Origin of the sequence: Nostoc sp. CENA543, assembly GCF_002896875.1 — a bacterium.
Taxonomy (GTDB): Bacteria; Cyanobacteriota; Cyanobacteriia; order Cyanobacteriales; family Nostocaceae; genus Trichormus.
Genome location: NZ_CP023278.1, coordinates 1,476,435 through 1,498,069, shown reverse-complemented (window position 1 = coordinate 1,498,069; position 21,635 = coordinate 1,476,435). Strand labels below are relative to the sequence as shown.

The 21,635-nt window shown below is 41.1% G+C and carries 23 protein-coding genes and 2 tRNA genes; 16 read left to right on the top strand and 9 right to left on the bottom strand.

The features are described 5' to 3' along the window. The first annotated feature begins 52 nt into the window (after nt 1–52). The 11 genes from CLI64_RS06325 to CLI64_RS06275 all read left to right on the top strand — a co-directional run bounded on the left by CLI64_RS06325 (nt 53) and on the right by CLI64_RS06275 (nt 8,720). Nucleotides 53–745, top strand: coding sequence for a Uma2 family endonuclease (locus CLI64_RS06325; protein ID WP_103136413.1), 693 nt, complete (start codon nt 53–55; stop codon nt 743–745). Nucleotides 746–871: 126 nt separating this feature from the next. Beyond that, a complete protein-coding gene (locus CLI64_RS06320) occupies nt 872–2,692 on the top strand; it encodes an ABC transporter ATP-binding protein (protein WP_103136412.1) in 1,821 nt (606 codons plus the stop codon). 240 nt (nt 2,693–2,932) lie between these two features. Then, nucleotides 2,933–3,015 (top strand) — tRNA-Tyr (locus tag CLI64_RS06315). 60 nt (nt 3,016–3,075) lie between these two features. After that, nucleotides 3,076–3,147, top strand: a tRNA-Thr gene (locus CLI64_RS06310). A 71-nt stretch (nt 3,148–3,218) separates the two neighbouring features. After that, nucleotides 3,219–3,962 carry a TspO/MBR family protein gene (locus tag CLI64_RS06305; protein ID WP_103136411.1) on the top strand — a complete coding sequence of 248 codons (744 nt, stop codon included), beginning with the start codon at nt 3,219–3,221 and terminating at the stop codon, nt 3,960–3,962. Between the two features lie 498 nt (nt 3,963–4,460). After that, nucleotides 4,461–5,135 carry a cadmium resistance transporter gene (locus tag CLI64_RS06300; protein WP_103136410.1) on the top strand — a complete coding sequence of 225 codons (675 nt, stop codon included), beginning with the start codon at nt 4,461–4,463 and terminating at the stop codon, nt 5,133–5,135. Between the two features lie 186 nt (nt 5,136–5,321). Further along, complete coding sequence (locus CLI64_RS06295; protein WP_103136409.1) at nt 5,322–5,741, top strand: YidH family protein; 420 nt, start codon at nt 5,322–5,324, stop codon at nt 5,739–5,741. Nucleotides 5,742–5,895: 154 nt separating this feature from the next. Continuing rightward, nucleotides 5,896–7,260 (top strand): tRNA (N6-isopentenyl adenosine(37)-C2)-methylthiotransferase MiaB, encoded by a 1,365-nt coding sequence (gene miaB / locus CLI64_RS06290; protein ID WP_103136408.1) that lies wholly within the window; start codon nt 5,896–5,898, stop codon nt 7,258–7,260. Between the two features lie 174 nt (nt 7,261–7,434). Continuing rightward, nucleotides 7,435–7,980, top strand: coding sequence for a DUF6883 domain-containing protein (locus CLI64_RS32135; protein ID WP_374703970.1), 546 nt, complete (start codon nt 7,435–7,437; stop codon nt 7,978–7,980). A gap of 16 nt (nt 7,981–7,996) precedes the next feature. Further along, nucleotides 7,997–8,245, top strand: coding sequence for a DUF4926 domain-containing protein (locus tag CLI64_RS06280; RefSeq protein WP_103136407.1), 249 nt, complete (start codon nt 7,997–7,999; stop codon nt 8,243–8,245). Between the two features lie 130 nt (nt 8,246–8,375). Then, complete coding sequence (locus CLI64_RS06275) at nt 8,376–8,720, top strand: DUF433 domain-containing protein (protein ID WP_225977519.1); 345 nt, start codon at nt 8,376–8,378, stop codon at nt 8,718–8,720. Between the two features lie 49 nt (nt 8,721–8,769). On the opposite strand, the gene CLI64_RS06270 is transcribed toward CLI64_RS06275, so the two are convergent. The 4 genes from CLI64_RS06270 to CLI64_RS06255 form a co-directional block, all read right to left on the bottom strand. Beyond that, nucleotides 8,770–9,651, bottom strand: coding sequence for a sugar phosphate nucleotidyltransferase (locus CLI64_RS06270; protein WP_103136406.1), 882 nt, complete (start codon nt 9,649–9,651; stop codon nt 8,770–8,772). Between the two features lie 8 nt (nt 9,652–9,659). Next, entirely contained in the window at nt 9,660–11,930 is a 2,271-nt protein-coding gene (locus CLI64_RS06265; RefSeq protein WP_103136405.1) for an MASE1 domain-containing protein, read from the bottom strand. A gap of 257 nt (nt 11,931–12,187) precedes the next feature. Continuing rightward, nucleotides 12,188–12,913, bottom strand: coding sequence for a DUF4386 domain-containing protein (locus tag CLI64_RS06260; protein ID WP_103136404.1), 726 nt, complete (start codon nt 12,911–12,913; stop codon nt 12,188–12,190). Then, complete coding sequence (locus CLI64_RS06255; RefSeq protein ID WP_225977518.1) at nt 12,910–13,482, bottom strand: cupin domain-containing protein; 573 nt, start codon at nt 13,480–13,482, stop codon at nt 12,910–12,912. The genes CLI64_RS06260 and CLI64_RS06255 overlap by 4 nt, the downstream gene beginning before the upstream one ends. Nucleotides 13,483–13,720: 238 nt before the next feature. On the opposite strand from CLI64_RS06255, the gene CLI64_RS06250 reads away from it, so the two are divergent. Both CLI64_RS06250 and CLI64_RS06245 read left to right on the top strand, forming a co-directional pair. Beyond that, nucleotides 13,721–14,740: an AraC family transcriptional regulator gene (locus CLI64_RS06250; RefSeq protein WP_103136403.1), complete on the top strand. Its 1,020-nt coding sequence runs from the start codon at nt 13,721–13,723 to the stop codon at nt 14,738–14,740. Between the two features lie 176 nt (nt 14,741–14,916). Continuing rightward, nucleotides 14,917–15,687 (top strand): RNA ligase family protein, encoded by a 771-nt coding sequence (locus CLI64_RS06245; RefSeq protein ID WP_103136402.1) that lies wholly within the window; start codon nt 14,917–14,919, stop codon nt 15,685–15,687. Nucleotides 15,688–15,694: 7 nt separating this feature from the next. Here the strand turns inward: CLI64_RS06245 and CLI64_RS06240 are convergent, their stop codons facing one another. After that, nucleotides 15,695–16,285, bottom strand: a complete 591-nt coding sequence (locus tag CLI64_RS06240; protein ID WP_103136401.1) for a TetR/AcrR family transcriptional regulator — start codon at nt 16,283–16,285, stop codon at nt 15,695–15,697. 53 nt (nt 16,286–16,338) lie between these two features. Here CLI64_RS06240 and CLI64_RS06235 point away from each other — a divergent pair, with 53 nt between their 5' ends. After that, the gene (locus CLI64_RS06235) at nt 16,339–16,845 is read left to right on the top strand and encodes a hypothetical protein (RefSeq protein WP_103136400.1); all 507 of its coding nucleotides are present in this window, start codon (nt 16,339–16,341) and stop codon (nt 16,843–16,845) included. A gap of 204 nt (nt 16,846–17,049) precedes the next feature. Here CLI64_RS06235 and CLI64_RS06230 read toward each other — a convergent pair whose 3' ends face one another. Continuing rightward, nucleotides 17,050–17,319 carry a hypothetical protein gene (locus tag CLI64_RS06230; RefSeq protein ID WP_103136399.1) on the bottom strand — a complete coding sequence of 90 codons (270 nt, stop codon included), beginning with the start codon at nt 17,317–17,319 and terminating at the stop codon, nt 17,050–17,052. Between the two features lie 258 nt (nt 17,320–17,577). Between CLI64_RS06230 and CLI64_RS06225 the strand changes: the two genes are divergently transcribed. After that, complete coding sequence (locus CLI64_RS06225; protein ID WP_103136398.1) at nt 17,578–17,757, top strand: hypothetical protein; 180 nt, start codon at nt 17,578–17,580, stop codon at nt 17,755–17,757. Between the two features lie 183 nt (nt 17,758–17,940). Here the strand turns inward: CLI64_RS06225 and CLI64_RS06220 are convergent, their stop codons facing one another. The 3 genes from CLI64_RS06220 to CLI64_RS06210 all read right to left on the bottom strand — a co-directional run bounded on the left by CLI64_RS06220 (nt 17,941) and on the right by CLI64_RS06210 (nt 20,592). Continuing rightward, complete coding sequence (locus tag CLI64_RS06220; RefSeq protein ID WP_103136397.1) at nt 17,941–18,378, bottom strand: hypothetical protein; 438 nt, start codon at nt 18,376–18,378, stop codon at nt 17,941–17,943. 233 nt (nt 18,379–18,611) lie between these two features. After that, nucleotides 18,612–19,244: a hypothetical protein gene (locus CLI64_RS06215; protein WP_103136396.1), complete on the bottom strand. Its 633-nt coding sequence runs from the start codon at nt 19,242–19,244 to the stop codon at nt 18,612–18,614. 247 nt (nt 19,245–19,491) lie between these two features. After that, the gene (locus CLI64_RS06210) at nt 19,492–20,592 is read right to left on the bottom strand and encodes a D-alanine--D-alanine ligase family protein (protein WP_103136395.1); all 1,101 of its coding nucleotides are present in this window, start codon (nt 20,590–20,592) and stop codon (nt 19,492–19,494) included. Between the two features lie 149 nt (nt 20,593–20,741). Between CLI64_RS06210 and CLI64_RS06205 the strand changes: the two genes are divergently transcribed. Next, on the top strand, nt 20,742–21,602 hold the full coding sequence (locus CLI64_RS06205) for a lysophospholipid acyltransferase family protein (protein WP_103136394.1): 861 nt from the start codon (nt 20,742–20,744) through the stop codon (nt 21,600–21,602). Nucleotides 21,603–21,635: the final 33 nt, after the last annotated feature.

The following is a 21,635-nucleotide window of genomic DNA, read 5'->3' as shown; positions in this document are numbered from 1 at the left end:
TACAATAGACTTATATGACCATGTCAGTCACTCCTTATCACCCCCAGAAATTATGATATCTGCTGACAAAACTCCTGAACTTTTGACAATTCCCCCTTTAGAAAATGGTGACAAGCTTACCCGCTATGAATTTGAGCGTCGCTACCATGCCATGCCGCATCTTAAAAAAGCAGAATTAATCGAAGGAGTTGTTTACGTGGCATCCCCTGTAAGAGCTAAAAAACATGGTAAACCTCATAGTCAAATTATGACTTGGTTAGGTACATATGAAGCAAGTACACCAGGAGTAGAAACACTCGATAATACTACTGTTCTCCTAGATGCAGATAATGAACCGCAACCCGATGCCATTCTCAGAATAGAAAATGGTGGACAATCCCGTATTAATAAAAATGATTATGTCGAAGGCGCACCAGAATTAATAGTAGAAATTGCCGCTTCTAGTGCTTCCTATGATTTGCATGAAAAGCTCAAAGTTTATCGTCGTAATCAAGTACAAGAATATTTAGTGTGGCGAGTTTATGACCGTCAATTTGATTGGTTTAAATTGCAGGCAGGTGAATATATTCAACTAGCAACAAATACAGATAATATAATTTATTCGCAAGTATTTCCTGGTCTGTGGTTAGATAAATCAGCATTATTATCAGGAAATTTAGCTCAAGTATTAAATATTTTACAGCAGGGATTATCTACAATAGAACATCAAGAATTTGTCAAAAAATTAGCCAGCGTCAATACCTAATCACCTACATCTCTACAATCTCTCACCCATTCGGGTGATATTTGAACTTAGCTCTTGACTACGCTTGTATTACTTATGTAATATGATTCTCCAAGCGAACACTCGCACTCTTGGGCAGTGTGCATCATGGCTAAATTTAGAGATATTATCAATTACTTTAGTGCTGACTGGAAGCTGAGTATTTTCAGTATTGCAGCGTCTAGTATTTACGAACTTGTGGATTTAGTTGTCCCCTATGGAATTGGGCAGATTTTAAATATCTTGTCTAATCAACCACTGGATCAACCATTGGCAGAGGCGATCGCATTCTTTGCCAAGATTACTAATTACCCAGTCAATAATACTCTATCCTTGAGTGTTTTGCTAGGGATAATTTTCATTGTAACTGTAGTCAAAGCACCGACACAACCTTGGTTAACTAATTGGTTTCATTGGGATATCCCTTTAAGGGCGCGTCGCGATAAAAGCAAATTAGCTATCGAGAAAATTCTCACCCTGCCTCTAGAATTTTATGATGAAAATAACCCAGGACGGATAGCTGGTAGAGTTGCCAGAGGTATTTCTAACCACACTTGGACATACCCTGAAATTGCCGGACAGTTGATTCCTAAGCTATTTCGGTTAATCGGAATTTTTGTAGTTATCCTGCTGATTGAGTGGCGAATTGCACTGTTATATCTAATTTCTTTTATCATCATCCTGGGCTTTAGTCTCAAACAATTGCAAAGGCTCATTTGGCATGAAAGCAAATTAGATAAGTACATGGAAGATACTGAAAGCCGAACTTCTGAGTTGATTACTAATATCAAAACAGTGAAAGCTTTCGCTACCGAAACCAAAGAATTAAAAAGACAAAAACAACGGCTAGAACGGGAACTGAAAGTAGTCGATTATCGGATTCACAAAGGATATGTCAATCTAATTACCTGGCAAAAAGCTGTAATTCAGTTTTGTGTATTTAGTATTTTAGGTTTAACTCTAGCAGCAACGGTTGCCGGCAGAGTTTCCATCGGTCATTTCATTATGACTTTAACTCTGTCTAGTATGGCTTATGCTGAGTTAGAACCTATTAGCAACCTAGCAGAAGTTTTTGCACGGCGTTATTCTTCGATGTTGCGGTTTCATGAATTCCTACAAGAACCAATTGGTAATGAATCAGTGGGAGTTTTAGGTGAAGAGAATGAACCCATATCACCTTATAAATTCACCGGTAAAGTGGAATTTGCTCACGTCGGTTTTAGTTATGATGCTAGCCGCCAAGTGTTGCAAGATATCAACTTACTCATTGAACCATACCAAACAGTCGCCCTAGTGGGACGTTCTGGTTCTGGTAAATCTACCTTGGTAAAACTACTATTGCGCTATTTTGAACCCCAACAGGGTCAAATTCTGATTGATGGTCAAGATATCCGCACCTTGAATGTAGGACAGTATAGACGCAGATTGGCGATCGTTCATCAAGAAGTAGACGTGTTTAACGGAACTGTCTTGGAAAATCTCACCTACGGCAGACCAAACGCCACTTTTGCAGAAGTTCAAGAAGCCTGTAGAATCGCCAGAGTTGACGAAGTATTACAGCAACTACCCCAAGGTTATTACACCGTCGTCGGGGAACGTGGAGTCAGGTTATCTGGTGGGCAAAGACAACGTTTGGGTATTGCGAGAGCCTTATTAGTACAACCCGATGTTCTGATTTTTGACGAGGCCACCTCTAGTCTAGATTATGAGTCTGAACGTTCCATTCAATTAGCGATGCGAACTATTCAGGGTACTTGTACCACAATTGTCATTGCTCACCGTCTGAGTACAGTCCGAGACGCAGACAAGATTGTGGTTCTAGACCAAGGAAAGATTGTCGAGGTTGGTAGTCATGAGGAACTCTTGCATCATGAAGGGATTTACCGCCGCTTACATTCTCTGCAAGAAACCGGAGAACTACTAGAGTAGAAAGGTTTGTAGTAAGCACTTTAGTGCTGAAAGTCACAGAAGAGGAAAAGGGGCAGGGGGGAAACCCCATAAATAAATTTATGGGCTTGAAACCCTTTTGGAAGGGGAATTTCAGTATTTTTCTCCCCTGCCCCCTGCCCTCTGCCCCCCTGCCTCTTCTGACTACGAATTAAAAAATTTTTCCCCAACCCCTTGCCATTCCCAAAAACTGCTGCTATTATTGTAAATCGTGGGACATACGGGTCGGTGTCCGAGTGGTTAATGGAGACGGACTGTAAATCCGTTGGTTTACGCCTACGCTGGTTCAAATCCAGCCCGGCCCACCTTCAATTTTAGATTTTGGATTTCACGTAAATTCAAAATCTGAAATTCATCCAAAGTTCGCCCGTGTGGCTCAGTGGTAGAGCACACCCTTGGTAAGGGTGAGGTCACGAGTTCAATCCTCGTCACGGGCTTTTTAAAATCCTTAACTATCAGCCTTCCTTGTGCTGTTACTTCCTCTTCACTTTGTCAGCAAGCCATATTTATGAACCAATCCAATAATAGCAGCATACTGGAAAAGTTTGTGAACACAGTCATGGGTGTGAAAGCTAGCAATTCACAGCTATCTCTCAACACATCAAGCACGACACAAGAACTAGATATCAAAGCTGTTTTAGTTTATAAGCTAGGAACTATCCTTCAAATCGGAGTGATGGTTCTGACATTACTGGGGATGGAAAAACTCATCATCTTGATTGACAATAGTTCTTCTTTTCCTAGTTGGGTTAGCACCTTATTGGCTGGCTTATTTTTTGCTTTATTAAGTCTTCGTTCCCGAATCTTCTCTATTTTAGATAACACCCGTTCTCGTCAGACATATGATCAGGTAATCAGACCAAGATGGTCTCCACCGCCTTTAGTTTTTCCCATAGTATGGATGATTATTGCTGTTTTGCGGGTAATTTCTTCTCTATTGGTTTGGCAGCAACTGAATCACCATCTGCTAGCATTACCTTTTATCTTGTTTGTTGTACATCTAGCTTTAGGTGATACTTGGAATACGATTTTTACCGTAGAAAGAAGATTAGGTGCAGCTGTTCCTGTAGTGATTTTAGGGCCTTGGTTATCTGCTTTAGTTGTCACAGCAATTTATTGGCAAACTAATCCCTTAGCGGGAATCACCTTATCATTTTCTTGTGTTTGGCTGACTGTAGCGGCTGTTTTGGTACTGAGAATTTGGCAACTAAATGGATCTGAGCCTTTATATCCTTTAAAGTTAAACAAATAGAAACTGCTGTCACATTAGCTATAGGGGAACACCAAAAAATTCATCATCTCAAATAAACAGCTTAGTAGGGTGCGTCAGTATGAATAACCTCTTGGTGTAGTTAGGTTTTCTCGCACTGACGCACCCTACAGTTGAGATATTTTTTTATCTGGAAGTCCCTAGTCGCTCCAGAATATACAAATCAGGAGTATCCCACTTTTTTGAATGTCATTGCGTAGGAGTTCGTCTAAGCAATGACATTTATTTTCTAGCTGCTAAATAAAACCTGGGGTGTTCCCTTCCTACACAAATAGCTCCAGGAATCAAATCGGGGTTCCATAAATTAAATTTATCAATTTAAAAAAAAAGAATATTTGCTCTGATTAATATTTCAACCATAATATTGAGTTCATCAACAAACAAGCTCAACCTTTACAGAAGAAATCAAGTTTTTGATTCACGGTGAATAGCCCCCTTTTCTTCTCAAGAGATTTTGCTGAATTATTGTGGACAAAGATTATGAGTTGGCTAATTGGAACATTAATTATTGGGATCTCGGCTGCTTTTGCCACTACTTTTGATGATAATTTGTACTTGACAGCTTTTTTTGGCAAAGTCAATCACCACTTTCGTCCTCAGCATATTATTCTTGGGGAATTTGTCGGTTTTACCGCCTTAGTATTTGCTAGTCTACCTGGATTTTTCGGTGGCTTAGTGCTACCAGAAGCCTGGATTGGATTGTTAGGTATTCTGCCAATTATGATTGGTATTAGTCATTTGTTAAATCGAGATCATGGTGAAGATAGGCTACAATCTGTATCAGTTGACTTTGGTAATTCCGGTAAGCCTCAACGCCACAAAAAATCATTATTAGCAACTCTTAAAGACCCGAAAACCTACCGTGTTTCTGCTGTAACCATTGCCAATGGAGGCAATAACATCGGTATTTATGTACCCTTATTTGCTAGTAGTAGTCTCCCCAGCTTAACTGTTATTTTATGTGTTTGTTATCTTACTGTCGGTCTTTGGTGCTTTCTTTCTTACAATTTGACTCGCAATCCTTGGATGACTCCTGTTCTCACGCGCTACGGTCGGAGATTCTTTCCTTTTGTATTAATCTACTTGGGACTCTCGATTATCATCAAAAGTGGTACATATCAACTTTTTCCTAACTTCGCAATGCTTTTTAATTAAAGGTCAAAACATGGAGATTTAAAATTTCCAACTAGCTAGTTATTTCTGGATAATAATTTGGAATTTGGAGCCAAGAAACATATATTTATACAAAATATTAACCAAATAGTATCATATCACTATCGATATAGTGTAGATTAGGCAAGCAGTGAGATTTTTTCTGAGCTTGTCAAGAATTGTGGATTTATGGAAACAGAGACCGATTATCAGTTAGAAAAACCAAAGCCGAAATATAGATCAGACAGAGTACGTGATCACTTAGCGAATGAACGCACTTATCTAGCATGGATGCGGAGTGGAATTGCACTCATGGGTTTTGGTGTTTTAATTGTACGCCTGCGAATTCTGCGTCCACCCCTCGCACCCCAACCCCCCGGTAATGGTTGGAAGTTAGGGTTAGCCTTTGCAGTAGTGGGTGTATTAACAGTGCTACTTTCGACGCAGCATTATTTTGCAGTACGTGAAGATATTGACCAAGAAACCTATCAACCCCCAGACAGATGGATATTCCTGGCTAGTCTCGCTGTCACCTTGCTGGGTGCAGGAGTAATTTATTACGTCTTCACCATACCCCTAGAGAACTTAGAGACTTACGTTTTAGAATAATCTGTTAAAACTGGAACTAGTTAGCAAAACTGATTCTAAAAAAGTGATTTATTGCCAGACATCACTTTCCCAATGCTGTTGTATTTCTTGTACTCTAATACAATAGAGAAGAACACAAAGTATATTGAACATTTAGCTAACTCAGCAATTACCCATGACCACTTCTAACCGCCGCTATCACATTACTACCTTCGGTTGCCAAATGAATAAAGCCGACTCAGAACGCATGGCTGGCATATTAGAAGACATGGGTTTTGAGTTTTCCGAAGATCCCAACAATGCAGATGTCATCCTCTACAATACCTGCACGATTCGGGATAATGCCGAACAAAAAGTCTATTCTTACCTGGGTAGACAAGCCAAACGCAAACACGACCAACCCAATTTAACTTTAGTCGTGGCTGGTTGTGTCGCCCAACAAGAAGGCGAAGCACTGCTGCGGCGCGTCCCAGAATTAGATTTAGTCATGGGGCCACAACACGCCAACCGCCTCAAGGATTTACTAGAGTCAGTCTTTGCTGGTAATCAAGTCGTGGCGACAGAAGCAGTCCACATTATGGAAGATATCACCCAAGCACGACGGGATAGCAATGTCACAGCTTGGGTAAATGTGATTTACGGTTGCAATGAACGCTGCACTTATTGTGTAGTTCCTAACGTGCGCGGTGTAGAACAGTCCCGCACACCAGAAGCCATCCGCGCTGAAATGGAACAACTAGGAAAACAGGGTTACAAAGAAATTACCTTACTCGGTCAAAATATTGATGCTTACGGACGAGATTTACCAGGTGTCACACCAGAAGGAAGACACCTGCACACCTTTACAGATTTACTGTATTACGTCCATGATGTGCCGGGAGTGGAAAGAATTAGATTTGCTACTAGCCACCCTCGTTATTTTACTGAGAGATTAATTAAAGCCTGTGCAGAATTGCCCAAAGTCTGCGAACACTTCCATATTCCCTTCCAGTCTGGGGATAATGACCTATTAAAAGCAATGGCACGGGGTTACACTCACGAAAAATACCGCCGGATTATTGACACCATTCGTCAATATATGCCAGATGCGTCTATTAGTGCTGATGCCATTGTGGGTTTCCCTGGGGAAACGGAAGCACAGTTTGAGAATACCTTGAAATTAGTCGATGATATCGGCTTTGACCAATTGAATACTGCTGCTTATTCTCCTCGTCCTGGTACACCTGCGGCATTGTGGGAGAATCAACTGAGTGAAGAAGTGAAAAGCGATCGCCTACAAAGATTAAACCATTTAGTGGCGATTAAAGCAGGCGAGCGATCGCAACGTTACATGGGACGCATTGAGGAAGTGTTGGTAGAAGACCAAAACCCCAAAGACCAAACCCAAGTCATGGGACGCACACGCGGTAATCGTCTCACTTTCTTTACAGGCGATATTAATGAGTTAAAAGGGCAATTGGTGACAGTAAAAATCACCGAAGTTCGCGCTTTTAGCTTGACTGGCGAACCCATAGAAGTGCGTCAAGCTGTGCCTGTTTAAATTTGAGGCTAGCAATTAAGCTCAAGGATATCACTGCTAATGCCTCTTGAAATACACAACTACAATTGGAGAGGAAAACGCCTAGTACAAATTGAGACTCAATCCACTCATGTCGATGGTGTACTGGATGTTATTCAAGATGTCAGAAAAAGTTCCAATCTGGATTGAGAAGACATATACTCAGCCTATTATGAGTGTGAAGATGACAGCACAATTACTTTCTATGAAGGTGAAAGTGCAGAGGCAGGCAATCCTGGGATATGGACTTACGTACTTTATGATTGTACTGAGGGAGAGGAAGAGGTTGTACGCAATCCCAGTATTGATGTTCTGGCTAATCTACTCAAAGTAAAACAGGGAATTCAATACAGAAAGGCTAGTACATCAAATCTACTTCCAAATGCTGAGAATGCAGTAGTTGACATTCGTAAACTTCGTGACTATTGCTTAAATCCTGAACATAGCACGGGAAAACATAAAGCTCGGCTTTTTTCATCAATTTTCGGTATGACTAGAGATGATGCTGAAGAGTTACATCATATTCTTCTAGAAATTGTGACAGCTCATGAAGTAAAGTTAGGACGAGACGATGAATTCGGACAGCGATATACGTTAGACTTTACTCTTGAATGGAAAGGCAGAAGCGGATTAATTCGTAGTGCTTGGATTCTAGAGCATGGGTCTATTACTCCCAAGTTAACCACCTGTTATCCTCTTTAATATCATGAGGTGAATCATGACAAAAAATACAGTTGATTTACTCGATGTAGTTGCTCTAACAGTTGACCTTCCAGAGTACAGCTTATACCGTGGACAAGTTGGCACAGTGGTAGAAGTATTGGCAAATGGTACAGCATTTGAGGTTGAATTTAGTGATCGTGATGGACGTGTTTACGAATCTGTTGGTTTACGTTTAGAACAGATGATGCTACTTCATTTTGAACCCTTATCGCCTAACCAAACTGCTGAAATGGCTTCAGTATAATTGGTATATTCTTTGAGTATTAATTTAAGAGTCTAGACGCTGAAGCTGTCGTTAATTAAATAGCTATGAAAGCAGTAGTGCGATCGCCTACCAATACACTTCAAATGTTACAATCAAAATATATATAATTATGTTTATGATACTAACAATTGTAGCTGAACCAGCACCACTAGAAATAAACTCTGACGGTGTGGTTCTAGTGAGTAAAACGCGCATCACACTAGACACCATAGTTGCTGTTTTTAAACAAGGGACAACAGCCGAAGAAATTGTTCATCGCTATCCATCACTTCAGCTAGCTGATGTATACGCCACAATTGCTTTTTATCTCAAATACCAGCAAGAAGTTGAAGCATACTTACAACAAAGACAGCAGCAAGCACAAGCGATTCGCAAAGTGAATCAGTCTAGATTTGATTCGCAAGGTTGGCGTGATAGACTGCTAAATTACAAGGCTGAACAGGAAAAATGTTAAAGCTGCTTGCTGATGAAAACTTTGATAACAAGGTTATGTCTTATCTCATCTAAATAAAATCAATTAAGGTTTGGCGATAGGTGTCTGGTAAACCTGTATCAAAACATTTACCTTGTATGACATAACCTGTCATCCTTTCGGCTTGACACAATTTATCCAAGCAAGTTGTTAACTGAAACTCACCACGATAGCGGCTATTTTCCTCAATGCTTTGTGCCAAAAAATCAAAAATTTTTGGTGTCAATACATATAATCCAAATACACATAAAAATTCATCTTCTGCTATGCCTTCTACTCGTAAATGCTGGCGTGCATAATCAATACTGGGCTTTTCTGCTAGTTGTGTGATTGTTAATAGTGAATTTAACTCTTGCCATACTCCTGCTACACATCCAGCTTTATCGATAATTTCAGCAGGCATGGTAGTTAAGCTAACTACACTTTGATTAAATTGTTGATAAATTTCAATCAATTGTCGCGCACAGGATTTATCAATGTCAGATTTATAGATATGATCACCCAACATTACTAAAAATGGCTCATTTTGTACCCATTCTTTAGCACAAAATACTGCATGACCATATCCTTCTTGTTCTTGTTGGGTTAATAGGACAACTTTCTTACCTAATTCTTGCAGATATTGACTATATTCTTGATTGGATGGTGAGAGTTTTTGCCAAAGTTGTGGTTTGGGTGGATTGTGAAATAAATCGGCAAAAATCTCCACATCATCAGGTTGGACAACAATACCTACTTCTGTAATACCCGCACTGATTGCTTCTTCCACAATTGCTAAAATTACAGGTTTTGCTCTCCCTGTTTCGTCAATAATCGGGAATAGTTCTTTTTTGACAACTTTGGTAGCAGGAAATAATCTAGTACCAAACCCGGCAGCCGGAATTACTGCTTTTCTGACTTGATTGATTGCCATAAATAAATTTAATTTTGTATAGAAATACAACTAGATTCTGAACTGGCTGTAGCTAAAACTTCTGATATGGTTTGAAATAATATCTCTGTTTCTACAGGCTTAACTAAGTGCTTTTGAAAGCCCGCATCTAATGCTTGTTTTTGATTAATTTCTCCTGCATAGGCTGTAAGAGCGATCGCAGGTGTTTTCCCACCTTTTTCTAGAGGCATAGCTCGAATTAATCGCATGAGTGTATAACCATCGATTCCTGGCATTCCAACATCACTTAATAGTAAATCAACTTGAGATTTAGCGATAATTTCTAAAGCTTCGCCAGCTGATGTTACTGCTGTTACTCTCGCTCCAGATTGTGACAATATGTAATGAAGAAAGTCACCTGTATCGATATCATCATCCACTACTACTATAGAGAAACCCGACAAACTTAAAGCATGATTACTTTGTCCGTTTTTTTGGATCATTTGGGGTCTATCAGACATTAATGGTAATCTGACTGTAAATGTTGCCCCTTTCCCTTCTCCTTCACTGCTAGCGGTGACAGTACCACCATGTATTTCTGTTAGATGCTTAACAATCGCTAGCCCTAAACCTAGTCCACCAAATTGTCTTGTCAGTGTAGCATCCGCTTGGCGAAAATAGTCAAATACATAGGGAAGAAATTCTGAGCTAATACCTTTACCATTATCTTTAACTTGAACCTGAGCATAGTTATTAACCTGTTGTAAAACAACTTGTATCTTCCCATCTGAAGGCGTAAACTTTACCGCATTAGCTAGCAAATTCCAGATAATTTGTTGTAACCTGGCTGCATCACCTGCAACCACAGCAATGTTGTGATCTAATATTGTTTCTATGCTAATATTTTTTGCTTCTCTTGCTAGTCTGACAGTTTCTTGGGCTTCTAAAATTGTGTTAGCTAAATCTATAGGCTGAATATTTAAATTGATTTTTCCCTGTTGGATGCGAGAAACATCTAATAAATCTTCAATGAGTTGAATTTGTAATTTAGCATTGCGCTCAATAGTTTCTATCCCTCGCATCTTTGTAGCTTCATCCAAATTACTCCTTTTTAATAATGTCGCCCAGCCTAAAATCGGGTTTAAGGGAGTACGCAATTCATGGGAAAGCACGGCTAGAAATTCATCTTTTAACCGATTGGCTTTTTCCGCGTCACTTCTTGCATTTTGTTCACGCTGGAGTAATTCATCTTTTTCACGGTGGGATTCTTCTAAGGAAGTATTGGTTTTAGCCAATGATTGATTGAGTTGGATGAGTTTTTCTGATAATTCTGCCTGGACTTGATATTCTCCCCGTCGGACTCTTTCTACTGCTAACTCTACTTGAATTTTTGACCGTTCTGTAATCGCAATTCCCACAAATAAACTCACAATACACTGTACTAATAGACTCAGCTTGTGAACGTGCAGCACCTCTGCTTCTACGGGAAATGTCGGTAAGGACATAGCGTTGGGATAAGCAACTAAATAAAAGAACAAAGTCACCAATACGCAAAAGCTAGAGATTAACATCCCACAGGTGACACCAAAGCGAGTTGCAGCCCAAATTACTGGAATAAAGCTCAAAAAAGATAATTGCTGAAATCGAAAGCCATCCTCATGAGTTTCAGCGACGGTGAGAGAGGCGATCGCCACACAAAGTAAAATGATGGTGCTGAATTCTAAGAGAAAGCGGCGGGAAGGCGGGAAATTAGGCGAAACAAATGAAGAGTTTAAAGGTTCAGCACTGGGTAAACAGCCGTGAGATTGCAGATAGGGAGTAATCACTAACAAAGCCGTCGGGGTAATAGCCATGACTCCCATTGCATTACCTAACCACCAATGGGGAATACTATTCCCTAAATTGGTAATTGGCATTTTATCTATAGCCACCAGAGTCAAGTTACCAACAATCGCTAAAGTTGCACTGGCAATTAGAGGTACGCTGAAAATAAAAAAGGCAACATCTTTGAGGGTATTGAGTGTGCGAGAACCTTGCCAAAAATAACGATAAAATAGCCAAGCCACTAGAGGTTCTAGCATATCCGGCAAAGCAATCAACCGTTCCCAACCATGAAACCCCCAAGCGGGAGACATCAAAAAAGATGCTAGTCCAGTGAGGATAATACCACAAGGGCCAAACCAAAAAGTTAAGGCGATCGCTACCCCAGAAGGGGGAAACCACAGCGACACTCCAGGCTGAATGCGGTAAATTAATGCCATCCCATGAGCCGCAATTAAGGCAAGTAAGCCTAACAGTGAAATCATTAGCCATCGACGCATGGTAGCAAATTGCCTGGAGTATATTATGCGTTGCATAATCAATGTGTGCTGTGTGCTTAACCTGGCGCAGTTACAAATTTGCCAATAGTCTGAATCTGTAATTGGCTGGGAATTGATTTTACCCTAGCGTAGTTGGGCGCAAATCTGTAAACAATAGTATTGTCATCTAATTTTGACTAATTTCAATTAGTGATCACTATTCTTTAGACTCTTTTCCTTGAGCAATTGCACCAAAGCGGACTCTGCCATAATTAATCTCACTTTCTCAATGCAATCCTGTGTTGCGGTGTTCGTACCGAAGATATTCCGATTATCAGTATCCAGATTTCCCACAAAATAAATCCGACAGGAGTGACTTCCCATACAGGTGATGCAGGAATAACCGTTGTTAGCAATTCACTTTGCCCTAACACTAACAAAGGTACTGTCATTAATCCAAAGTACGCCACCCAGGATTTAAATAAGGGTGAGTGCAGCATTGCTATTCCCACACCCAAAGTCCAGAATACAAGCAAAGTTTGACCTAGATATTCACCAATCACCACACCACCATATTGATGCACTACTTGATAGATAACACTGATAGTTTCCCGTGTTGTCTTACTAGCTGTAGGATTGTTGTATAGGTTCGCCAAGACAGGAACAACAAATACCCACCGCATTAACCCGACAGACTGGAGTATTCCCGAAAGTGCGCCCATCAACGTAGCTGTTTTGAGGTATGGTGTATCCTTCTGTGCCATAATCTGGTGTAGCAGGGTGCTGGCAGGAATAAACAACAAGGCAGCCAACCCGAAGATAAACCAAGTCAAAATTAATCCCGCACCCCCAGATTGAAACTTTTGCAACACATAGTCTACAGGTTCTCTGAGGATATCATCATACTCAAAGTTGTGAATTAGCAAGGCGTAAGGAATATTTAGCAGCACGACCAGCACAATGAATAATATCCCAGTGGTTTTAACTAGATTAGCACGACTCATTTAGCACCTCTTTTCCAGTATTTAGCCAGCGATCGCTCTACTTTCATTCCCTGTGCTAGCTTCTCTAACATACCGATTAACAAGGTTTGTACAAATAGCGGTATACCGACAATCACTAAGTCTGCTTTTTTCAGCAATAAAGCCAATTGCAGCAGATTGGTTGGCATTCCTTCATGATTCACCTTGCCATCAATCGCTAAACCATACATTCCCCGGATAAACTGCTCAAATCCAGTCGCTGGCTGATTTTCACTAGTAAACGCCACCCAATGATCACAAGGATTATGGAAACTGTGATGTACACCTGCGGGAACGTGTAGACTCTCGCCTGCATATAGCGTCCGCCAATTTCCCTTTTGACCAATTTCCATTCTGAGACAACCTGCAATGACAGTAAAAGTCTCACTCATTTGGGTATGGTAGTGCAGTGGACTACCTTTAGCATGGGGAGGCAAATCAAAGCGGATTTTGGCATAAGCCTCACCACTTTCTAAAATAGTCATGCGATCGCCAGTCACAGGATTGACAATTACTTCTGGCTGTTGTTGTCTAGAAATTATAGGATTCATCTGAAAAACTCCCTCAAGTGTTAACTGACTACACTTAAACAATAAGTTTTCGACTCAATCCTGAATTGACACATCCTGCCAATAAGTTGACTAATCACGCCAATGAGTGATGAGTGGTGAGTGCTGAGTAATGAGTGATGTTAGCGGAAGTGAGGCGTTGAGCAGCGTGCTGAGTTAGAAAATCAATCCCACCTTGTCTACCTTGTCCACCTCCCAATCCCCAATCCCCAGTCCCCACATGAAAGAAGCCACCTTTTCCGTCTACATCACACGAGGTATTGTACAGTTCGCCGCAGCGAAATATGGAATTGATGGCGATCGCCTGTGTCAAGATGTGGGAATTGACCCTAGTTTGCTGAAAATGCCTGATCAGCAGATTCCAGGAACTCTGCACAGTGCTTTGTGGCAAGAGGTAGTCAAGCGCACAGATGCTAACTTTGCTCTCCACCTGGGTGAAGCCTTTAACCTCGCGACTTTTGGCATTGTTGGTTATGTCTTAGTCAACTGTCAAACATATCGGGAAGTTCTAGAAAAACTCTCTCGATATACCAGACTCTTTAGCCAAGGCGCATATATTCATTTTTCTGTGGCTGATGGTTTTGTATTTTGCGACTGCGACATTGTAGAGGACGTGAAAAATTACTTACTAGAACAACCACGATATGCAATTGAGAGTACCTTTGCATCACTGCTAACCGCAACGCCAGTTTTAACAGGAAAGCCGCTTCTACTTCAAGCAGTCTGGTTTAAATATCCGCGTCCTGATGACATCTCTGAATATGAACGCATATTTGCCACAGGCTTACATTTTTCTATGCCGACAAATCGCATCATTTTCGATGCTAACTGCTTGAATTGGTCAATTTTATCAGCTAATCCTCATCTTCTCACTGTCTTTGAACAACACGCACAAACCATGCTTGAGGCGATGAATCGAGAGGATGATTACACTAGAAAGGTTGTGCAGGAAATCATCAAACAACTCAAGGGAAATCTCCCTCCCATAGAAGCAGTAGCCCGAAATTTAGCCATTAGTGTGCGCCAACTACAGCGAGAATTGCAAGCTGAAGGCACATCTTACCAGCAACTTTTAGACCAAACTCGCAAAGAATTAGCCCTACGGTATTTACAATCTCCTCACACCCCAATTTATGATGTAGCGTTCCTCTTGGGCTTTTCTGAACCTAGTGCTTTTCATCGTGCTTTCAAAAGATGGACGGGACAAACGCCAAAAGCTTATCGCGCATTATCTGGCTAAGACACATAAAAGGTTTGTAGTGAGAACTTTAGTTCTCTCTTCTCTGCGAGACGCTCCGCGAACAGAAAAGGACTAAAGTCCTTACTACGAAATTAATCTTCCACTTACACATTAGGAATTGACATTCATAACCCTAATACTACAATTGTAGTATTGTAATAGGTTGTTGTAGATGTATGAGCTTTGATTTTTCATTGCGGAGTTGCGACTTAAATAAACTCAACTCATTGACTAAATATCCCAGCATTCCCACCTATCATGCTCTAGGAGACAAAGGTAAATTATTGGAAGAAACCGTCACTTTTGATGGTGAAGTGATTTTGACTGAAAAAGTAGATGGTACCAACTCGCGGATTATTTTGTTACCTGATGGTAATTATGTATTGGGCAGTCGAGAAGAGTTATTATTTGCCAAAGGGGATTTAATTGGGAATCCTGCGCTGGGAATTGTCAATTCACTCCAAGGTGTTGCAGATTTATTACCCCAGTCTCAAGATTGCATTACTGTTGTGTATCTTGAGTTGTATGGTGGCAAGATTACTGCTGCTAGTAAACAATACACTGCTGATCAGAAAGTTGCTTGGCGATTATTTGATGTGGCAATTCTGACAGATATCGCCACACTATTCGAGAAATCACTTCAGCAAATATCAGCTTGGCGCGAAAACGGTGGTCAATCATTTCTAGAGGAACCACAACTGAACAAAACCGCCAAAGATTATGGATTTGAGTTAACACCACGCCTGGCGACAGTTGCATCTTTACCCACTAGCATCAAAGAAGCACATGAGCTACTTCAGACAATGATACCGAAAACTAATGTGGCGTTGGATGCAGGCGCAAAAGGTCGGGCTGAAGGGATTGTTGCGCGAACTTTTAACAGAAGTGCGATCGCCAAGCTACGATTTGAAGATTATGAACGCTATGCTCAACGTTACAAACAATAAAATTCAATTAGCTTACAGTCTTGTTGAGTAAAAGATGTAAAGCACGTCGCACATATTCTTCCCATGATTCGGATGTAGGTTGAAAGATCAGCGCGTAGAGCATAATCCCACTCATAGTGTCGAAAACTAACCCAGGATCTAAATCTGACGCAACTTCATCTCTAGCTTTGGCTCGTTCCAGCACTACAGCAAAGGCTTCTCGTCGGGGTTGTAGGTATTTTGTCCAATAAATTTGAGCAAACTGAGAATTATTCGATGCGCTGCTAATAATCATTGCAACAGTCTTTCTCCCCAAGGGACTCAGGGTGATTTGTGCTGCGTTCTGAATCAATTCATCAATATCATTCCAAAGATTACCCGTGTTAGGAATCACCACATCTTGTCTAGCACTCTCAATTGCATCTGCAACTAGTTCCTCTTTCCCTGCATAACGTCTGTAAATAGTGGGTTTTCCCACCCCCGCACGAGTAGCGATCGCATCTATACTCATAGCATCAAATCCCACTTCTGCCAGCAGTTCTAAAGTTGCTTGCAGTATGGCTTGATGTGCTTGGGTACTCCTTGGCCTCCCTTGTGATTTTTTCGGTGTATCACTCATAAATGTTATTTTATATTTACGAAACAGTTTCGTAATGTAATTCGATATGAATCATGAGTAAACATATCCAGCCCTGTTACACAGATAAACACAGTACCCAAACACTGCAACAAGGATTAGATGAATACTATGCGGTCAATCCCAATGTTACCGATCCTCGGACACAGCCAGCAGCATTTGCCAAAATCTTGCTAGCACACGATGCTAGCCATGTAATCTACGGCTGCGACACAGGAATGTATGATGAACTCAAACTTTTACCTTTGATTTGGTGGACAAGCGACTACAAGTTTAGCGACCACTTACGCACACTCAAAGATCCAACTATTAGCCCTGCAATTCAAGTCATGTATGACGACTTAATCAATCAGCATGGAGTTTGGTGGCTGTATAGTTCAATTGTTTTAGTCTTGCCCAAATTATTACCAGAGTTGATTATGCTGTGGTTTAAGACTCGTCAACGCCAAAATTATGTGCCATTTTTAGATTTTGCACCCTTGCTAGAGCGATCGCTCGTAGATATTCGTCAAGAGTTTGAAATTTTATCTTTGCTCAAATAAATTATCCCTGATGATTTGTGCAAAGCTATTAATGACCATGAGTGCTAGAAGGAATTCCTCTTACACTCACAGCAGCTTCATTAGTTGGTATTGTTAAAAGTGAGTAGAACAAATTCTCTGTGATCAACATCATCATTTCCGAAACGATGTTTAGTTGCTCACATTAATTTTATTAACCCTAATTGTCTGGGTTAATTTAGTTGACTAATCATCGCAAAAGTTATCGACTCTGATATCTCGCCAAATATCAGAAACCTGCCACCCGGAGTTACCAACAGACTGGACTAAAGGATAGTCACGCTGTGGAATATAGTATGGTTGTTTTGCTTCAATATATGAATTTGATTTTTCTTCGGCGATAGGTTCTTGGTCTGCCAAATTATCAGATGGAAGACTTTGCTCTTGCGCTTCCTCCATCATTTTTATTTTCTCCATGAGGAGTTTTTCTGATTTTTTGATTAGTCTTATATCCATTTGCTCTGCTCAGTTTGAAAGATTGACAGTAAAAAGAGAATCTAAACGCCGATTCTTGGACAGACAATAAAGTTCTTCAAGAATCAAGATGTAGATCCGTAAGAAAGTTTTATGAACTTAGTGTTGAAAAAATTACCCAAGGAAATCTAGGATACAGCAATTTTATGGAAAATAGGTAGTGTTGTCCTCAGAAATTTCTTAAATTAAACATAAAGAATTACAACAAAATTGCATCGGCTCTCAGGAGTATTTACGAGTATGCCATCTCAGACTTTATGCCATGATTGCATTTTTCATGTTCAAGCACAGGATCAAGTAGAGTGTATTCACCCCGATGAAATTGGAATTAACTGTTCTGCGGTGGTTTTTTGCAGTTCATTTCAACCACTCCAAGAAGTTGATAGTCCTTGCGTAACCTTTGGTCAAGATGAAACTTAAGCTCGATAAATGCAGGAAAGCAGAGAAAGCCGAGAAAGAAAAATTCGCATAAGAAAAACCCCATGCAAAAGAACATGGGGTATGTAAATTCAAAATTCAAAATTTCAAGAGAAATCTTAGCATCAACAAGCAGGATATTGCATTTAATCTCCCCTAATTCCTGCTCCCTACCCTCTTCCTCGTTCAAGCTTTTGTATAATTTTCTATCACCTTAGCAAAGTCTGGGATGGCTTCCTCTATATGTTTTTTAGCTGAACCACGGAACTTATCATATGTTCCGCGCACGATAGAGCGAGTGCTGCTTTTAACTCTAGTGTCAGTGACACTAAGTAGGGCATCGGCGGTGAGAGAACGACTAGCAATTAAGTGTGCTACAGGATCTCCTTTCTGTGTACCTTCGCTCCAAATGGGATCAATCGCATTAAAGCATGGTGGTAGTAACTGTTCGACAATATAGGGAATGTATCCTGGTTTGACTCCTTTCAAAGCAGCAAAAGCAGCTTTCAGGGCGATACCACTCACACCAGATTTAGACGCTAGCTGGGTTTCTATCATGTTGCAGCAATCATCTACAACTATAGCTTTTTTGTTAGGGTCTAAGAGTCCTTCACTCAGTCCCATGTCACTCCTCCTTCATTTCACCTGTCTGATGTTTATTCAATTAGTTTCCTCTTTTACCAGGAAATTACCAAAAATACTATCAGAGCCAGAGTCATCTAAATTTTGGATTTTGGATTTTGGATTTTCAGAATAGATAAATAGCCATCATGAACTGCGGACATCAGAAAACATGAAAAAGTCTTTCCCTTACACACTTACACCCTTATACCCCTACACCCCTTTTCCCCGCTAGACTAATACTTTTGCAATAAAGCCGATAAAGAATTATGTTTACGCCAATCAACTAAATCAGCTAAGGATTCCTTACCCCTATCTAAAGGGTGCTTTTGTTCTGGCGGTAGAACCTTCATCACAGATGTTTGGCGTGAGGACATAGGCGCGATCGCCCTTATGGGTTGTGCCGATGCCAAAACTGGCTGGGGTTTTACAGTCCGTCTGGCTATTCTTTGACGGCGATTGACTGTTGATGTCCGAGTTGTCGCCACACGTTGATTTGCCACTGTAGAAGGTTGTTTAGACTGGTGAGTTAACCGGAGAATTACCCAGCAACCACTAGCGCAACTAAAAGCGATCGCCACAACCATCCATAATGGGATAGGATTACTCACATCGGTATTAGCACTAACAGGTACTTCCACCACAGATGGAACTGATTCTGACTCTGCCTGTTCCACATCACTAACATGAATTAGGCTATGCAAAGCAAGAGTTGCAGACCCTAGACACGTTGCTAACAAACCGATCAATAACAGCAAAGGATGGCGTGTCAGCAGAAACATAAAAAAGTTGAACCTTCTTTTTTTTGATTCTGCTTTGGTTTTGTTTACCTGGGTTAGCTCATGCTGTAAGCTTTGACTGTTTTCCATGATCAATTACAGATTGTTTCCCCTCTAGTCCATAGATTGTACTAAAGGGGCGAGCTATCAGGTATCCGTAGCCAATTTTCAAAGTATAGTAACTTTTTTGTGCTATCTAGGCTACAAAATGAGGCAGGGGGGCAGGGGGATTTTTAGAGGAGGAGGGCAGGGGGCAGGGGGAATGGGGTATATACACTCAATGCTCTATGTTAATCGTGCTTTTTACCTTTTACCTTTTACCTTTTACCTTTTGCCTTTATTGATGTCTCTCTAATGCCAACTGAATTAAACGATCCACTAGTTCTGGGAAGGGAACGCCGCTATAAGACCAGAGTTGAGGATACATACTAGTAGCTGTGAATCCAGGTAAAGTGTTAATCTCATTGATCAAGACTTCTCCGGTGGCTTCTACATAGAAAAAATCTACTCTGGCTAAACCAGCCGCATCAACGGCAGCAAATGCTTTTATGGCTAATTCTTGAACCTGGCGACTAATTTCGTCGGGGATGGATGCGGGTATCAGTAAATCTGCTTTACCTTCAGTATATTTAGTTTCATAATCGTAGAAGTCGCTATTGAACGTAATCTCTCCAACGACAGAGGCTTGGGGGTTGTCATTACCTAAAACGGCACATTCTACTTCTCTAGCTGTAACTCCAGCTTCTACAATAATGCGACGGTCATAACTGGCGGCTTGATCTAAAGCTGCTTCTAATTCTTGGCGCGATCGCACTTTACTAATCCCCACCGATGAACCAAGGTTGGCAGGTTTGACAAAGCAAGGATAGCCCAATTCCGCCTCAATGTCGTCGCACAATTTCGGAAACACGCAAGGATTTGACCACACCTGCGCTCTCGTAACGGCTTTATATTTTACTTGAGGTATGCCTGCTTGCTCAAAGGCCATTTTCATGGCTATTTTATCCATCCCCAAAGCCGAACCTAACACCCCAGAACCGACAAACGGCACTTGCATTAGAGTCAGTAAACCTTGAATCGTCCCGTCTTCGCCATTCGGCCCGTGCAGAATCGGAAACCAGACATCTACTTCTGCAACTTGAGAAGGTGATTGCCAACGCTCAAGGACTGGGGTTTTACCATGAGAAACTAAATCATGTGTTTCGGAAACTGGACTATTTGGTGCGTCTAATAAAGGTACACCTGATTGCAGAACTTGTTGCGGGGCTTCGCCTGCTAGCCAACGGCCGTTTTTTTCGATATAAAAAGGCAATATTTCGTACTTATGACCATTTTCCGCCGCACTGAGGGCTTTAGCGATCGCCCGTGCGGAACTAATAGAAACTTCATGTTCTCCAGAACGACCACCAAACAGTAATCCCACCCGCAACTTGTTCATTACTTTTACCTCTACACTCCTGACGCAGATAGCGTATCACCGAATCAAAAAAATGTAAAAAACCCCATCCCAAAAAACTCTCAGCGTACCTTGGCGTTTAATCTCCTCTACCATTCCACACACAACGAAACTGCTGCTAAAATGCCTAAATGTTAACAAAGCAACGTCCCCAAATCACCGAACCTGGATGGTCTTTAAATGAAAGAGATCCAGCGTTTATCAAGTCCATCATGCCCGTTTTGGGTTTCTTCTACCATTACTATTTCCGTGTACAAACCAGTGGTTGGGAACATATCCAGCCACAGGAAAAAGTGTTAATTGTTGGTTCTCACAATGGGGGACTAGCCGCGCCAGATATGTTGATGATGATGTATGACTGGTTCCGCCGCTTTGGTGTTGAAAAACCTGCGTATGGTTTAATGCACCCGAAAGCGTGGCAAATTAGTCTTCCGATCGCACAATTAGCCGCCAAAACTGGCGCAGTCATGGCTCATCCCAAAATGGCGATCGCAGCTTTGCGTTCTGGTGCTAGTGTATTGGTATATCCTGGCGGTGCAGAAGACGTATTTCGCCCCCATCATCTACGCAATCAAATTTATTTTGCGGGCAGGCAAGGTTTTATCAAATTAGCATTGCGGGAAAACGTGCCAATCGTACCTGCAATTTCCTATGGGGCGCATGATACATTAATTGTCTTAGCTGACATATACAAGGTAGTGGCACAGTTGCATGATTGGGGAATGCCTTGGTTGTTGAATATTGATCCAGAAGTATTTCCCATTTATTTAGGCTGGCCTTGGGGATTAGCAATTGGCCCCTTACCTAACATTCCTTTCCCTGTGCAGATTCACACCAGAGTTTGTCCACCCATTATATTTGAACGCTACGGGCGGGAAGCTGCAAGCGATCGCGAATACGTCAACGAATGTTATCAATTAGTAGTCACTAAAATGCAGCACGCATTAGACCAATTAGTCTTAGAAAATTCCCACTCCCAAACTCAATCATAAAATCAAGCTTTTGAGACTTGATATAAAATTTAT

What these genes read in the sequence shown, in the direction of transcription:
- CLI64_RS06240 (WP_103136401.1), bottom strand. Translation starts at nt 16,285, where the DNA reads ATGAGTGATACACCGAAAAAATCACAAGGGAGGCCAAGGAGTACCCAA.
- CLI64_RS06275 (WP_225977519.1), top strand. Translation starts at nt 8,376, where the DNA reads ATGTTTATGATACTAACAATTGTAGCTGAACCAGCACCACTAGAAATA.
- CLI64_RS06235 (WP_103136400.1), top strand. Translation starts at nt 16,339, where the DNA reads ATGAGTAAACATATCCAGCCCTGTTACACAGATAAACACAGTACCCAA.
- CLI64_RS06325 (WP_103136413.1), top strand. Translation starts at nt 53, where the DNA reads ATGATATCTGCTGACAAAACTCCTGAACTTTTGACAATTCCCCCTTTA.
- CLI64_RS06265 (WP_103136405.1), bottom strand. Translation starts at nt 11,930, where the DNA reads ATGCGTCGATGGCTAATGATTTCACTGTTAGGCTTACTTGCCTTAATT.
- CLI64_RS06270 (WP_103136406.1), bottom strand. Translation starts at nt 9,651, where the DNA reads ATGGCAATCAATCAAGTCAGAAAAGCAGTAATTCCGGCTGCCGGGTTT.
- CLI64_RS06300 (WP_103136410.1), top strand. Translation starts at nt 4,461, where the DNA reads ATGAGTTGGCTAATTGGAACATTAATTATTGGGATCTCGGCTGCTTTT.
- CLI64_RS06245 (WP_103136402.1), top strand. Translation starts at nt 14,917, where the DNA reads ATGAGCTTTGATTTTTCATTGCGGAGTTGCGACTTAAATAAACTCAAC.
- CLI64_RS06250 (WP_103136403.1), top strand. Translation starts at nt 13,721, where the DNA reads ATGAAAGAAGCCACCTTTTCCGTCTACATCACACGAGGTATTGTACAG.
- CLI64_RS06225 (WP_103136398.1), top strand. Translation starts at nt 17,578, where the DNA reads ATGCCATCTCAGACTTTATGCCATGATTGCATTTTTCATGTTCAAGCA.
- CLI64_RS06255 (WP_225977518.1), bottom strand. Translation starts at nt 13,482, where the DNA reads ATGAATCCTATAATTTCTAGACAACAACAGCCAGAAGTAATTGTCAAT.
- CLI64_RS06230 (WP_103136399.1), bottom strand. Translation starts at nt 17,319, where the DNA reads ATGGATATAAGACTAATCAAAAAATCAGAAAAACTCCTCATGGAGAAA.
- CLI64_RS06210 (WP_103136395.1), bottom strand. Translation starts at nt 20,592, where the DNA reads ATGAACAAGTTGCGGGTGGGATTACTGTTTGGTGGTCGTTCTGGAGAA.
- CLI64_RS06220 (WP_103136397.1), bottom strand. Translation starts at nt 18,378, where the DNA reads ATGGGACTGAGTGAAGGACTCTTAGACCCTAACAAAAAAGCTATAGTT.
- CLI64_RS06320 (WP_103136412.1), top strand. Translation starts at nt 872, where the DNA reads ATGGCTAAATTTAGAGATATTATCAATTACTTTAGTGCTGACTGGAAG.
- CLI64_RS06280 (WP_103136407.1), top strand. Translation starts at nt 7,997, where the DNA reads ATGACAAAAAATACAGTTGATTTACTCGATGTAGTTGCTCTAACAGTT.
- CLI64_RS06295 (WP_103136409.1), top strand. Translation starts at nt 5,322, where the DNA reads ATGGAAACAGAGACCGATTATCAGTTAGAAAAACCAAAGCCGAAATAT.
- CLI64_RS06260 (WP_103136404.1), bottom strand. Translation starts at nt 12,913, where the DNA reads ATGAGTCGTGCTAATCTAGTTAAAACCACTGGGATATTATTCATTGTG.
- CLI64_RS06205 (WP_103136394.1), top strand. Translation starts at nt 20,742, where the DNA reads ATGTTAACAAAGCAACGTCCCCAAATCACCGAACCTGGATGGTCTTTA.
- miaB (WP_103136408.1), top strand. Translation starts at nt 5,896, where the DNA reads ATGACCACTTCTAACCGCCGCTATCACATTACTACCTTCGGTTGCCAA.
- CLI64_RS06305 (WP_103136411.1), top strand. Translation starts at nt 3,219, where the DNA reads ATGAACCAATCCAATAATAGCAGCATACTGGAAAAGTTTGTGAACACA.
- CLI64_RS06215 (WP_103136396.1), bottom strand. Translation starts at nt 19,244, where the DNA reads ATGGAAAACAGTCAAAGCTTACAGCATGAGCTAACCCAGGTAAACAAA.